Annotated in this window: 10 protein-coding genes; 4 read left to right on the top strand and 6 right to left on the bottom strand. The window is 58.3% G+C overall.

Annotated elements, in window-relative coordinates:
• Positions 1-107 precede the first annotated feature (107 nt).
• Complete coding sequence (locus tag DW029_RS05795; protein ID WP_118345526.1) at positions 108-1286, top strand: acetate/propionate family kinase; 1179 nt, start codon at positions 108-110, stop codon at positions 1284-1286.
• A 501-nt stretch (positions 1287-1787) separates the two neighbouring features.
• Positions 1788-2891 (top strand): hypothetical protein, encoded by a 1104-nt coding sequence (locus tag DW029_RS05790; RefSeq protein ID WP_118345525.1) that lies wholly within the window; start codon positions 1788-1790, stop codon positions 2889-2891.
• Positions 2892-3195: 304 nt separating this feature from the next.
• Here the strand turns inward: DW029_RS05790 and pta are convergent, their stop codons facing one another.
• Positions 3196-4176 (bottom strand): phosphate acetyltransferase, encoded by a 981-nt coding sequence (pta, locus tag DW029_RS05785; protein WP_117655322.1) that lies wholly within the window; start codon positions 4174-4176, stop codon positions 3196-3198.
• 231 nt (positions 4177-4407) lie between these two features.
• Here pta and glf point away from each other — a divergent pair, with 231 nt between their 5' ends.
• Positions 4408-5610, top strand: coding sequence for a UDP-galactopyranose mutase (gene glf, locus DW029_RS05780; protein ID WP_118345524.1), 1203 nt, complete (start codon positions 4408-4410; stop codon positions 5608-5610).
• Positions 5603-6634 carry a glycosyltransferase family 2 protein gene (locus DW029_RS05775; RefSeq protein WP_117735245.1) on the top strand — a complete coding sequence of 344 codons (1032 nt, stop codon included), beginning with the start codon at positions 5603-5605 and terminating at the stop codon, positions 6632-6634. The genes glf and DW029_RS05775 overlap by 8 nt, the downstream gene beginning before the upstream one ends.
• Positions 6635-7007: 373 nt before the next feature.
• On the opposite strand, the gene DW029_RS05770 is transcribed toward DW029_RS05775, so the two are convergent.
• The 5 genes from DW029_RS05770 to ppk1 all read right to left on the bottom strand — a co-directional run bounded on the left by DW029_RS05770 (position 7008) and on the right by ppk1 (position 13287).
• Positions 7008-8009, bottom strand: a complete 1002-nt coding sequence (locus DW029_RS05770) for a P1 family peptidase (protein ID WP_118345523.1) — start codon at positions 8007-8009, stop codon at positions 7008-7010.
• A 101-nt stretch (positions 8010-8110) separates the two neighbouring features.
• Positions 8111-8692, bottom strand: coding sequence for a nucleoside triphosphate pyrophosphatase (locus DW029_RS05765; RefSeq protein WP_118345522.1), 582 nt, complete (start codon positions 8690-8692; stop codon positions 8111-8113).
• Positions 8689-9231, bottom strand: a complete 543-nt coding sequence (locus DW029_RS05760) for a DJ-1 family glyoxalase III (RefSeq protein WP_055287259.1) — start codon at positions 9229-9231, stop codon at positions 8689-8691. The genes DW029_RS05765 and DW029_RS05760 overlap by 4 nt, the downstream gene beginning before the upstream one ends.
• A 181-nt stretch (positions 9232-9412) precedes the next feature.
• A complete protein-coding gene (gene rlmD / locus DW029_RS05755) occupies positions 9413-10741 on the bottom strand; it encodes a 23S rRNA (uracil(1939)-C(5))-methyltransferase RlmD (RefSeq protein WP_118098993.1) in 1329 nt (442 codons plus the stop codon).
• 86 nt (positions 10742-10827) lie between these two features.
• The gene (gene ppk1 / locus DW029_RS05750; protein ID WP_118345521.1) at positions 10828-13287 is read right to left on the bottom strand and encodes a polyphosphate kinase 1; all 2460 of its coding nucleotides are present in this window, start codon (positions 13285-13287) and stop codon (positions 10828-10830) included.
• Between the last annotated feature and the right edge of the window lie 578 nt (positions 13288-13865).

Genomic DNA, 13865 nt, shown 5'->3' with positions numbered 1-13865 from the left:
CGTTGGGCGATATGCATGATAGCTATTTATCAAGCTGTGATAACTTCTTATTAACATACGGCCGCCTTAAGGGGCATGCCGACCGTATTGCACTGCAAAGGAGTCTCATGAACGTACTTGTTGTTAACGCCGGCAGCTCAAGCCTTAAATATCAGCTCTTGGATACCGATACCCGCGAGGTTTTCGCCAAGGGCAACTGCGAGCGTATCGGCTCGGACATGGGCATCTTTGGTCACGCCGAGAACGGTGGCGCCAAGCAGACCGAAGAAGTTCCCTTCCCCGATCATCGCTGCGCCATTGCGCGCGTACTCGAGGAGCTTGAGAAGACCGACTTTACGATCGATGGCATCGGCCACCGTATCGTTCAGGGTGGCTGGCATTTCGATGATTCCGCGGTCGTCGACGATGAGGTCATGGCTAAGATCCTTGAGGTGGCCCCGCTCGCCCCGCTGCACAATTACGGTGAGGCCGCGGCAATCGAATATTGCCGCGAGAAGTATCCGGAGCTGCCCAATGTGGCCGTCTTCGACACCTCGTTCCACATGACCATGCCCGAGGTCGCCTACACCTACGCCCTGCCCAAGGACGTGTGCGACAAGTACCACGTGCGCAAATATGGCGCGCACGGTACGAGCCACCGTTACGAGTGGATGATGGCCAAGGAGATCCTGGGTGCGCGCTGCCACCGTCTGCTTTCGTGCCATCTGGGCAACGGCGCCTCGATTGCCGCCATCGAGGACGGTGTGTGCCGCGATACCACGATGGGCCTCACGCCGCTTGACGGTCTGATGATGGGCACCCGTTGTGGTTCTATCGACCCGGCCACCGTGTGCTACCTCCAGCGCGAGGGCGGCTACACCTACCAGGAAGTCGATGACATGATGAACAAGCAGTCCGGTCTGCTTGCCATCTCGGGCATCTCCAACGACGCCCGCGACATCCGTACGCGCGCCTCCGAGGGTGACGAGCGCTGCCTGCTCGCCTTCGATATGTTCGCCTATAAGGCCATGCAGCAGGCCGGTTCCATGATCGCCTCCATGGCGGGCGTGGACACCATTACCTTTACCGCCGGCATCGGTGAGAATGACTGGTCGATCCGCAAGGCCTTCTGCGACTGCTTTGAGTGGCTGGGCGTGCGTATCGACAACAACAAGAACCGCGAGGCCGTGGGCAACGGCCCGCAGGTCATCAGCGCCGCCGGCTCTTCCGTCACGGTCATGGTCATCCCCACCGACGAGGAATACATGATCGCCCACGACGTCGAGCGCCTGACCAAGAACAACTAGCGCTCATTTGCAATTAAACGAAAGGCCTCCTGAGCAACGACTCAGGAGGCCTTTTTGCTGATAGGCAGACGGCGGAAACCCCATCCCATTTCAAACGCGAATTCTGGGACACGCTATCCAGTTGAGGCATGTTGTGGAAAGTGCGACCCACAATAAAGCAAAATTCCGTTCCGCAGTTTCCCAAACAGGCCTCGAGCAGAAGCTGCGACCCACAATCCGCCTCCAAACCGGGACACACTTTCCGGTACAACAACCGCCGACCTACACTGCGCATTTGGGATACAGGGTAAAGATTACCCGTATCGCATGCCCATTTTGCTGTAGCGTTAATCATTCAGATTCTCAGTAAAACTGTCTGGCGAGCTGTGGATTGTTTATTTGAATGCACGCTTAAAGAGCTTTTTAATGCCTATTGCCGTCTACCGATTATAGATGGACAGGTCGCTAGCGATTGTTAGAAGATGAAGCTGGTTTATTTGATTTAAGAGGAGGAAGAGTCAAATGAATCGAAAGCCGTTTACGGTATTGATTTCCTTTGCGCTGATTTTGGCGTGCATTGGTTGCGTTGCTGGTTGTTCAACTGGTGCTGGGTCAGCAGATTCAAATTGCGACGAGATGATGAAGCAAACGGTGGCATGCGGCTTAGATGACTCCGTTTCTGCTTCGATGGAGGTTCCAAGAAGTTGGGAGGTAGAAGACGGCGAGGACGGACTGCTTACGATTACGCCTGATGAATTTGATGGCATGGTAATGCTGGGTCTGGATATATACCCGCTTTCAGATTTTGGTAATGATCAGGAGGTGCTTGATTTTTGGGCTGAGAATTTGGATGGAGTATCGTCTGATTGGACCCTGATCAGCTCGAAGTCGGACTCTGCTCCAACATATTTAACGAGTGTCGACATTGATGGAAATAAGGAGCCAAAAGGATATCTTGTCGTTTCAATTACAGGAGACTCTTCGGTGGGTGCTGAACTGATTGCGGCTAAGGCTGATTGGAGTAAAGCGAAACCGGTTCTTATGGACGTTGCGAAATCGTTTGAGGTTGATAGAAAAGATGCCCCTAATTATGGCGGGTCTTCTAACTCAAATTCTGACAGCAAAGATACCAAATCAGACCTCGGATCCAACGAAGCGTCTCCTGTGGCAAGTTATTCTGCAGGGTCATATCGTGTGGGGAAGGATATTCCGTCTGGCGAGTACAAGATAACGTGCTTATCAAGATTTGGCTATTACTGCGTTTATCCCGATTCATCGAAGGGTGACATTCTCTCGAACGGTAATTTCAACACGTGTACATATGTTACGGTTTCAGATGGTCAACTGCTCGAAGTTACCGGTGCTTCATTTGTTGCAATTGCGGATGCGAAGCCAACTTTGACATTGAGCGGAGAGGGCATATATAAAGTTGGACTCGATATTCAGCCAGGCGAGTATAACATCACGGCGCAATCGGGAAGTGGGTACTATGCGGTTTTGAGCGCGGTGGATGCAAATGAATCCTTCAATATTATTAATAACGATAATTTTGAGGGAAATAGCTTTGTTACTGTTGCTGATGGACAGTACCTTGAAATATCTAGGGCTACCATCGAGACTTCATAGGTATCTAAGTCTCGAATTCCTCAAGACCTCACTGTTATGGAGCTTCTGCTTTTGAGCTGGTCGTTTGCTGGGAATCACATTGGGGTGGATTGGAGTTTCCGGCCCGCTCTTTTCATGCCAATAACTAGGAATTGGCCTAACGATAGAACGTAGTGGTAGAAGGCCGTACGGGCTAACCCCTGAAAACAATCCGCAGACCAGAAACGCCCCCGTTCGTAGCTCCGGAGGAGCAGAACGGGGGCGTTTCATTGGTCGAGGACGTTTTCAGGGGTTAGCCCGTACGGCCTTCGGGCGAGTGCGTATGCTATTCAGCCATCTGAGCCTGGACGGCGGTGATGGCCACGACACCCACGATGTCGTCGGCAGAGCAGCCGCGCGAAAGGTCGTTAACCGGCTTGGCGATGCCCTGCAGGATGGGGCCGTAAGCGTCGGCGCCGGCGAAGCGCTGGACCAGCTTGTAGCCGATGTTGCCGGCCTCGAGGTCGGGGAACACAAGCACGTTGGCCTTACCGGCGACGGAGGAGCCGGGAGCCTTGAGCTGGGCGACGGTGGGAACGATGGCGGCATCGAGCTGCAGGTCGCCATCGATGGCGAGCTCGGGGGCCTTCTCCTTGCAGAACTTCACGGCCTCTTGGACCTTCTTAGCGACCTCGCCGCCGGCGGAGCCCATGGTGGAGTAGGAGAGCATGGCCACGTGCGGCTCGACGCTGCCCATAAAAGTGGACCAGGAGTGAGCGGAGGCGATGGCGATCTCGGAGAGCTCGTCGGAGGACGGGTTGATGTTGAGGCCGCAGTCGGCGAAGATCAGCGTACCGTCGGTGCCGAACTGCGGGGTGTCGGTGCACATCACGAAGAAGGCCGAGACCAGCTTGGTGCCCGGGGCGGTCTTGAGGATCTGCAGCGCGGGGCGCAGGGTGTCGGCGGTGGAGTGGCAGGCGCCGGAGACCAGGCCGTCGGCGTCGCCCATCTTGACCATCATGGTGCCAAAGTAGGTGGCGTCCATCACCTGGGCGCGAGCCTGCTCGATGGTGACACCCTTCTTGGCACGGAGCTCGGCAAACTTCTGCGCGTACTCCTCGTGCTTCTCGGCATTGCGCGGATCGATGACGGTGGCGCCGGGAACGTTGATCTCGTCGGGGTTGCCCAGGATGACGATCTTTGCCAGGCCCTCCTCGATAATCTTGGTGGCCGCGACGATGGTGCGCGGATCCTCGCCCTCGGGCAGGACGATCGTCTTAAGGTCGGCCTTGGCGGCAGACTTCATACGGTTAAGGAAATCGCTCATGTTACTCCTTACAAGCGTTTCACTAAGCTCCAGGCGCCCGGCTGTTCACGAATAAACCCGCTGCTAGCGGGTTTACCTTTCAAATTTGTACGCCGCGGTGCTTGAGCTTTCCTTGTGTGGCAAGCTCATTATAGGACGCATTAGCGCTATAATCGCTCTGATAAATATGTCTCGAAGAATGTTCGAGAAAAGCCCAGCTAACGAGCCCGTGGCTTTTGACAAGGAGTATCGATGCAGATTACCTCAGGCCTGCCTGAAGGCTTTAACGCCGGCGCGTACGACATGATTGTCGTCGGTGCTGGATATGCCGGTGCCGTTTGCGCCCGCCGTCTTGCCGAGACCATCGGCTATCGTGTTGCCGTTTTGGAGCGCCGTAGCCACATTGCGGGCAATGCCTATGACTGCACTGACGAGGCCGGAATCCTGATCCACGAGTACGGTCCGCATATCTATCACACCTTTAACGAGCGCGTGCACAATTTCCTGTCGCGCTTTACCAAGTGGACGGATTATCAGCACAAGGTGCTCGCCAACATCAACGGCACCCTTATGCCCGTGCCCTTCAACCATGCGAGTCTCAAACTCGCCTTTGGTGACGAGCGCGGCGAGGAACTGTATCAGAAGCTCGTGGAGACCTTTGGCAAGGATGTCAAGGTGCCCATTATGGAGCTGCGTAAGAAGAACGACCCCGACTTGGCCGAGGTCGCTGATTACGTCTACGAGAACGTCTTTTTGCATTACACCATGAAGCAGTGGGGCCAGACGCCCGACCAGATCGATCCCTCGATCACCGGCCGCGTTCCCGTCTTTGTGGGCGATGACGATCGCTACTTTCCGCAGGCTCCTTTCCAGGGCATGCCGCAGGACGGCTATACCGCGCTGTTCGAGCATATGCTCGATCACGATCTGATCGACGTGTTCTGTGACGTAGACGCCCGTGACCTCTTTGAAATCGACGAGACCACCGTCAAGATCGACGACAAGGTCTATGGTGGCGAGATCGTCTACACCGGTCCGCTCGACGAGCTGTTCAACCTCGACCTGGGCGCGCTGCCGTACCGCACACTCGACATGAAGTTCGAGACGCTCGATCTGGATCAGTTCCAGCCCGTGGGCACCGTCAACTACACCACGAGCGAGGACTATACGCGCATTACCGAGTTCAAGAACATGACCGGTCAGGTCCTGCCCGGCAAGACCACCATCATGAAGGAGTACTCCAAGGCCTATACGCCCGGCTCGGGCGAGACGCCGTATTACGCCATCCTGGAGCCCGAGAACCGTGAGCTCTACGAGCGCTATCTTGAGCGCGTCCAGAACCTGACGAACTTCCACCCGGTGGGTCGCTTGGCCGAGTATCGTTACTACGATATGGATGCCGTGACCAACTCCGCCCTCGATCTTTCGGATGAGATTATCGCCTGCCATGCATAAAGTCATAACATTCGGTATTCCCTCGTATAACGCCGCCAAGGACATGGACCATTGCATCACCTCCATTCTGGAGGGGAGCAATTATGCCACCGACATCGAGATAATCATCGTCGATGACGGTTCCAAGGACGAGACGGCCGCTAAGGCCGACGAGTGGGAGACGCGTTACCCCGGCATTATCCGCGCGGTGCATCAGGAGAACGGCGGCCACGGTATCGCCGTCCTTTCGGGCTTGCGCGAGGCGCAGGGCACCTATTACAAGGTTGTCGACTCGGACGACTGGCTCGACGGCGCTGCCCTTTCGACCATGCTTTCGATCCTGCGCGGCTTTGAGGAGCGTGACCAGCGCGTCGACCTGTTTGTTTCGAACTACGTGTACGAGAAGGTTTACGAGGGTACGCATACCGCTATCGGTTACAAGTTTGCCCTGCCGCGCAAAAAGATTTTTACTTGGGATCAGATCGGTCATTTCCGTCTGGACCAGAACCTGCTCATGCACAGCCTGTGCTACCGCACGGATGTGCTGCGCGCATCCAACCTGCCCATGCCGCCGCACACGTTCTATGTGGACAACATCTACGCCTACGTGCCGCTGCCGCGTTGCAAGACTATCTATTACGCCGACATCGACCTCTACCGCTACTTTATCGGTCGCGAGGGTCAGAGCGTCAACGAGGCGACGATGGTTAAACGCCTGGACCAGCAGTTCCGCGTTACGCGCATCATGATGGAATCGTTCCACCTGTACAGCGATGTCGAGTCGTCGCGTCTGCGCTCGTACATGATGGGCTATTTCACCATGATGATGGCGATTTGCTCGGTGCTTACCAAGCTTTCCGATGAGGATTGTGCCGATGAGCGTCTGAAGACGCTGTGGGGCGATTTGAAGTCCTACGACGAGCGCATGTATCGTCGTGCGCGCTACGGCGTGGTCGGCTTCTTTACCAACCTGCGCGGACGGGCCGGGGACAAAACCACACTCGGCCTATACCGTCTTGCCTCAAAGATCTTCAAATTCAACTAGCTGCCGAGTAATCGCTGCTGATAGGTTGACTGGGCCCCTTGGCCTTTAGTTTGCTACTGCGAACAGTCCTGCTCGCACGGAAAGCACATTAAGTGCTTTCCGGCTCGTGCGGAACTTGTATCAAACTAAAGGCCAAGGGGCCTCTGCTATAAGAATCGATTGTCAGGTTATTTGAATTTGAAGATCTTGGACGCGCGGTACACAGGGGCCTGGGCTGAAAGGGATCTGGTTGAGTAGGTTGCCCGGTGGGGCTTGGTTATGTTTGTCGCGAGTTCCGCACGAGCCGAAGAGCACTTAATGTGCTCTTCGTGCGAGCCAGGACTGTAGAGCAGCAAACATAACCAAGCCCTACCGGGCAACCGGTCAGGTGAGGTTACTTTGCGGCGCCGGGGATGCCGTGGGAGGTTTTGGCGGTTTTGGCTCCGTTTACGATGGCGGTTTCCAGCGCCCTTACGGCGAGCATGCCCAGCAGGTCTAGGGGAATGGCGGCGCTTGCCTGGGCGCCCAGTTTGCCACTGGCGAGGGTGTAGATGGTGTCGCCGTCGTTGGTGGTATGCGTGGGGCGAATGGCGTGCGCGTAGGCGTCTGCTGCCATCTGGGAGACCTTGGTGGCCTGGGCCTTGGTGAGCTCCACGTTGGTGACGAGGCAGCTGATAGTGGTGTTGGTGCGGTCGAGCGGCATCTGCATAGAGCCGGCGGCGGCAAAAGCGGCGAGCTCCATATCGATGATCTGGTCGCTATCGGCTGCTGCGCGCATGCCTGCCACCCACTCGCCCGTGGTCGGGTCGACGACGTTGCCGCAGGCGTTGACCGAAACCACGGCGCCTACCTTAACGGGACCGAGCGCCACGGCGGCAGTGCCAAGGCCGGCCTTCATGCAGGTGGCGGGGCCCATGAGCTTACCTACGGTAGCGCCGGTGCCGGCGCCCACATTGCCCTGCTCGAGTGTGGTGGGGGTGTTGTCGAGTGCCTCGCGCACGGCGGCGATGCCGGCCTCTATGTCGGGGCGCACGGTGGGATCGCCAAAGGCGAGGTCGAAGATGCAGCTGGAGCACACGATAGGCACCTGCGTGGGGCCGACGGGAAGGCCGATGCCGCGGCTCTCGAGCTCGCGGGCGACGCCGCTTGCGGCCTCCAGACCAAAGGCCGATCCGCCCGAAAGGCAGACGGCGTGGACCTTGTCGACGGTGTTCTCGGGTCGCAGCAGGTCGGTTTCGCGCGATGCTGGAGCACCGCCGCGAACGTCAGCGCCGCCGGTGGCGCCCTCGGGTGCCACGATTACGGTGCAACCGGTGCCGGCCTCCTCGTCCGTATAGTTGCCATAGCAAAAGCCATCGACATCGCAGACGTCAATGGCCTCGAGCAGTGTATCCATGTTTAACTCCTATCGGTTTTCCGCCGCGCCATGTACCCGGTCGGGATCCGTACGGTACGCCAAAATTGTAGGCGCTGGGGGATACTCAGCGCCAGGTACAATTACGAGAGTTTTTGAATCGCGCGCGCGACGCGAGCGATGGGTAGGCCCACCACGTTATAGAAGTCGCCCGATATATCATGCACGAGCATGCGTCCTCCTGTGCCCTGAATGCCGTAGGCGCCGGCCTTGTCCATGGGCTCACCCGAGGCGACGTAGTGCTCGATCTGTTCGTCGTTGAGCTCGTAGAACGTCACGTCGGTCACATCGACAAAGGACAGGCTCTCGGCGGCGTGCGGAGCCGTGGCGTCGCCGGCCTTGACGATGCAGACGCCGGTCGCCACCTGGTGCGTGCGGCCCGAAAGCTCGCGGAGCATGGCGCGCGCCTCGTCCTCATTTGCGGGCTTGCCCAAAATTCTACCGTCAAACGTGACGATAGTATCGGCAGCGACGGTCAGCTCGTTGGGCTCGGCGCGTTCAGCGGCGACGGCAGCGGCTTTGGCGCGTGCCAGGCGCTCGACGAGCGTAAGCGGAGCTTCGCCATCAAAAGGCGTCTCGTCGATATCTGCTGGAATCACGCGAATGTCATAGCCCGCTTCGCGCATCAACTCGATGCGGCGCGGTGATTGCGAAGCCAAAATCATAGCTGAATGCCCTCGGCAACCTTCTCGACGGCCTTGTCGCCGGCGAGCGTGCGCAGCAGCTCAAGCGCAAAGGGGAGCGACTGGGCCATGCCGCTGGCGGTGATGATGTTGCCGTCTTGCGTAACCTTCTCGCCGGTATAGGCGCCCTCGGGGAAGCTTTTCTCAAAGCCAGGGAAGCAAGTGGCGTGGCGCCCCTCGAGCAGGTCGAGCTCACCCAGGATAAACGGGGCGGCGCAGATGGCGGCGACGTGCTTGGTCGCAGCGAACTCGCAGACCACGTCGCAGACGCGCTGATCGGCGCGCAGGTTGGTGGCACCGGGCAGGCCGCCGGGCAGCACGACGCAGTCGTACTCGTCAAAATTGATCTCATCAAAGAGCGCATCGCAGGTCACGGGGATCTGCAGCGAGCTTACGACCTCACGCGTGGGCATGATCGAGACGAGCGTGGCACGCACGCCGCCGCGACGCATGACATCGACCATGGTCAGGCATTCAATAGTTTCAAAGCCATCGGCGGCGAGAACGGCAACGCTGGGCATGAGGGTTCCTTTCATAGGGCGGCATACAATTAGCCGTCTTATACCCCGAAGACTCATGCTTGCCATGCCCCATTCTCAAATGATTTTTCTGGGACGGGGATTTAATAATCATTCGGTACACAATGATCATTAAATCCCCGTCCCAGAAAAATCATTTGGGCGGTGGGTTCGAGCAGTTGGGTTAGTTGCGCTTGAGGTGGACGACGGTTTCGCAGTGGAAGGTTTGCGGGAACAGGTCGACTGGCGTGATCTTTACGGGGGAGAAGGTGCCTTCTTCGACAAAGCGTTTGAGATCGCGCGCCAGGGTGGCCGGGTCGCAGCTCACGTAGGCGACATCGCGAGCACTCGTGCTGGCGATAAGGTCGATCGCCTCGGGGGCGAGGCCTGCACGCGGCGGGTCGACCACCAGGACATCGGCGTCCTGATCGGGGAACTCGCGCACCGCGTCGCCGCCGATGACATCGACGTTATCGAGTTTGTTGATCTCCAGGTTACGGCGCAGGTCGCGCACGGCCGGGCCGTAGGCCTCGACGGCGGCAACAAAGTCGCAGCGACGGGCGAGCGGCAGGGTGAAGGTTCCAGCTCCGCAATACAGGTCCACGGCAAGTTCGTCTTCCTGCGGGTCGAGCGCCTCCATGACAAGCTCGATCAAAATCTCGGCACCCTTGGTGTTGACCTGGAAAAACGACGGGGCCGAAAGGCGCATCTGGCCGTCGGCGATGTTCTCGGTCCAGGAGCCCTCACCGGCGAGCATCTCAACCTTGGAGACGCGGCGGGCCTTCTTCTCACCCTTGCTCATAACGCGCACTATGCTCGTGGGGTGTGCGGCGTCTGCCAGCACGCGCGAGACTTGCGAGCGCGGGAACGAGCCCGTGGGCGTCCAGAGCGCGACCTCGAGCGCTTTGGTGCGACGCGAGGCGCGAATGCCCACGCGCTCCAAGCCCAGGTCGTGGCTGCCGCTCAGATAGTTAAGCGCGCCGACGACCGATTTGAGCGCCTTGGGAAAACGCTTATCGAACAGCGGGCACGAATCGACGGTCACGATCTTGCTGGGATCGACGCCGTGCATGCCAAGACGAACGCGGCCGTTAACGACGGTCGGTTCGAGCTCAATTTTATTGCGGTAGCCCCAATCGTCCTTGGTGTGGCGGATGGGCTGCACCAGCTCGTCGACTTGCTCAGGGGTGAACTTGCCGATGCGCTCGAGCGTGGAGCGCAGGTTTTGCTCCTTGGCGGCAAGCTGAGCGGTGCGCGAGAGATTGCCCCACGAGCAGCCACCGCAGGCGCCCACGAAGGGGCAGGGAGGCTGAATTCGATCGGGGCTCGGCTCAAGAATCTCGGTGGCGCGGGCGCGCATAAACGACTTGCCGTCCTGCACGATTTCGACCTCGACGGTATCGCCCGCCACGGCGCCCTGCACAAATACGGCCTTGCCGTTGTCGGCGTGCGCCAGACCATCGGCGCCATACGTCATCGATTCTATGGTGAGCTTCATATTCCTGCCTGTCATTCGCGTTGTTGTCCGCAACCATGGTAGCAGGGAAAAGCGCCCCGTACCTGAGGCATTCCTCAAATACGGGGCGCTTCTACAAACGTCTATTTCGTCTTGCCGGTAATGAGCGTCTTAAGGCCTAAGCCGATCAGGCCCAGACCCATACGCACGCGGCCGGGGCGATGGCGCTCGATGGCCTTGGTCTGGCCGGCGGGTTTCTCGCGGTGGGCGCTTGCATGGGGCGCGGACTTGACGGTCTGCGGCCGAGGCTGGGGCTGGGGCTGGGGCGCAGGCTCGGGTTCGGATTCCAGGTCGGGTTCAATGACGGTTGCCTGGACCTTCTGGACCTTGGGAACGTCCGCCTGGGGCTTGGGCTTGGGGCCCAGAACAGGTGCGGATTCCGGTTTTGCTTTGGCGACGGGCTCCGAAGCCACGGCTGCGGACTCGGCGTTGCGATAAGCGCGCTCCAACAGGAACTCCTGCGAGTTAAAGGGCTTCTCACCCTCTTTTCGCTCTACGGGAACCCAGGTGCCGTCGCTCGTCAGGCTGCGTGCCTTCACGTTGTCGCGCAGCTGCATGCCCATGTACTCGTGCACCAGGGCGCGGCAGGTGGGGTCGAGCACGGGGAAGGCGATCTCCACGCGGTGCTCGGTGTTGCGCGTCATCATGTCGGCCGAGCTCAGGTAGATCATGTCCGAGTCCACGCCGAAGGCATAGACGCGCGCGTGCTCCAAGAAGCGTCCGACGATAGAACGTACGTGCACGTTTTCGGTCTTGCCCGCAATGTTGGGCTTCAGGCACGAGATGCCGCGGATGATCATGTCCACGCGCACACCGGCACACGATGCCTCAGCGATCTTGTCGATGACCTCGCGGTCAGTCAGCGAGTTGAGCTTAAAGAATACGCGCGCGGGCTCGCCGGCGAGAGCGCGTTGGATCTCGCGGTCCAGACCGCGCATGATGAGTGGCTTAAGGCCGACGGGCGCCACGCCCAAAAAGCGGTAGTCGCCGCGCAGGTTGCCCAGCGACAGGTTGCGGAAGAACAAGTTGGCGTCTTCGCCGATCCCGGGATGGGCGGTCATGAGCATAAAGTCGCTGTAGAGCTTGGCCGTCTTCTCGTTAAAGTTACCGGTGCCCAACAGCGTTAGGCGTGTAAGCGCCATGCCCTCGCGATAGGTGAGCTGGCAGATCTTGGAGTGGCACTTAAAGCCCTCGGAGCCGTAGATGACGGTGCAGCCTGCCTCTTCCAGACGCTCGGCCCACTCGATGTTGTTCTGCTCGTCAAAGCGGGCACGAAGTTCCATGAGCACCGTGACCTCTTTGCCGTTCTCGGCAGCATCGATCAGCGACTCGCACAGGCGGCTCTGCTTGGCCACGCGGTAGAGCGTGATGCGCAGCGAGATGCACTCGGGGTCGTAGGCGGCCTCGTGCACCAGATCCAGGAAGGGGTTCATGGCCTCGTAGGGATAAAAGAGCAGCTTGTCGCCCTGCAGCACCTGTTCGCGGATGGAGCGGGTCATATCGATGGTGGGGTTGGGCTGCGGCTTAAACGGCGTAAAGAGCAGCTCGTTGCGCAGGTGCTCGGGAATCTTGCCCTCAATGCCGAAGACGTAGCCCAGGTCGAGCGGGATATCGCAGGTAAAGACCGAGCGGCGCGAAAGCTCGAGCGCTTTGCGGATAGTCTTGAGCGTTGCCTTCTCGAGCGAGCCCGATACGGCGAGTACCACCGGCTGCAGGCGCAAGCGCTTCTTGAGGATGCGCTTCATGTGCTGGCGGTAATCCTCTTCCTCCTCGACGCCCTCGCCGTCTGGGTCGATATCGGCGTTGCGGGTGACGCGGATCAGCGCGCGATCCAGCGGCTTATAGGAGCCAAAGCAGCTATCCAGGCAGGCGAGAATGACGTCCTCGAGCAAGATGTAGGAGTAGGTGCCGGTGGGCGAGGGAATCTCGACCACGCGGTTCATCGAGGCGGGGATCTCGATAAGGCCCAGCAGGCTCTCCTCGTCGGTGACGCCGTCCAGGCCACAAGCCAGATAGAGCGCACCGTTGCGCAGGTTGGGGAAGGGGTGGCGCGGGTCGATGACCAACGGCGAGATGACCGGCGATACGTAGGCCTGGAAATAGCGGGTTACAAAGGTATGTTCCTCGGGCGTAAGCGAATCGATGCGGGCGCGGTGAACGCCCAGAGTGTCGAGCTTGCCCTCGATGCTCTTAAAGATCGACTCCCAGCGGGTAAGGAGCCCGGGCAGCTCTGCCATGACGGCATCGACCTGTTCGGAGGCGGTCATATTGCTCTTGTTATCGACAGGCTGTTTTTTGAGTTCTGCAAGGTCGGACAGGCCGCCCACGCGCACCATGAGAAACTCATCGAGGTTAGACTCGAAAATCGACACGAACTTTAGACGCTCGAACAAAGGAACGGTCTCGTCGAATGCCTCGTCAAGCACGCGGTTATCAAAGCGTAGCCAGCTGAGCTCTCGGTTCTGCGTATACGAGAAGTCGCGCGGCGGTTTGCGCAGCTTTGCGGCGGCTTGCTTCTTTTCGATTTTGCTCGGCATATGCATCTGTCCGTTCAGTCCCTACAGGGGACGGTAGCCTAACACTGTTCTCTATTGTCTCAATTTAGTCGACCTATGGCACGGGCGTATCGCGCGAACGGTATCTTTACCTACTTCTAACGCTGACGAGCCGAAGCACTTACGTCCGGTGCTTTGAGTAAGCGATCTATATCCTCACTCAACTGGTGAGAATGTATGAATAAGAATGATAGCAAGCTGAATATAATCGAATGTAGGTCGAATCGAGGACAAGCGTCATATATATGCAGAAAACCGTTGTTGCTATGCAATTTTGAATCATGGATAACTTTGAGTGTTCAATCTTGATTTCTTAGAAAAATAACGTTTACCTAGGAAAATCTGCTTTACGAAACTGAAGTGCATCATGGGAAATCATATGCGATATACCGTTCATCGTACTTTGCTGACCGTTCGGGGGCGAGGTGGAATTGCGGGTGGAAATTGGATATAACTAGAGCTGTCAGCAAGCAGCGTCCCATATGGAGGGGCGCTGATACATTCGGCCAGTAAGGCCCGAAAGAAAGGTAGGAGGCCATGACGAAAGGTCTGCACGTGCCTTCCGA

The sequence above is a fragment of the Collinsella sp. AF38-3AC genome, from assembly GCF_003474365.1.
GTDB lineage: Bacteria > Actinomycetota > Coriobacteriia > Coriobacteriales > Coriobacteriaceae > Collinsella.
This window is presented reverse-complemented; position numbering and strand designations above follow the sequence as displayed.

Coding starts and splice junctions, on each gene's coding strand:
- rlmD (WP_118098993.1), bottom strand. CDS start 10,741: ATGACAGGCAGGAATATGAAGCTCACCATAGAATCGATGACGTATGGC.
- DW029_RS05790 (WP_118345525.1), top strand. CDS start 1,788: ATGAATCGAAAGCCGTTTACGGTATTGATTTCCTTTGCGCTGATTTTG.
- DW029_RS05765 (WP_118345522.1), bottom strand. CDS start 8,692: ATGATTTTGGCTTCGCAATCACCGCGCCGCATCGAGTTGATGCGCGAA.
- DW029_RS05795 (WP_118345526.1), top strand. CDS start 108: ATGAACGTACTTGTTGTTAACGCCGGCAGCTCAAGCCTTAAATATCAG.
- glf (WP_118345524.1), top strand. CDS start 4,408: ATGCAGATTACCTCAGGCCTGCCTGAAGGCTTTAACGCCGGCGCGTAC.
- DW029_RS05775 (WP_117735245.1), top strand. CDS start 5,603: ATGCATAAAGTCATAACATTCGGTATTCCCTCGTATAACGCCGCCAAG.
- DW029_RS05770 (WP_118345523.1), bottom strand. CDS start 8,009: ATGGATACACTGCTCGAGGCCATTGACGTCTGCGATGTCGATGGCTTT.
- ppk1 (WP_118345521.1), bottom strand. CDS start 13,287: ATGCATATGCCGAGCAAAATCGAAAAGAAGCAAGCCGCCGCAAAGCTG.
- pta (WP_117655322.1), bottom strand. CDS start 4,176: ATGAGCGATTTCCTTAACCGTATGAAGTCTGCCGCCAAGGCCGACCTT.
- DW029_RS05760 (WP_055287259.1), bottom strand. CDS start 9,231: ATGCCCAGCGTTGCCGTTCTCGCCGCCGATGGCTTTGAAACTATTGAA.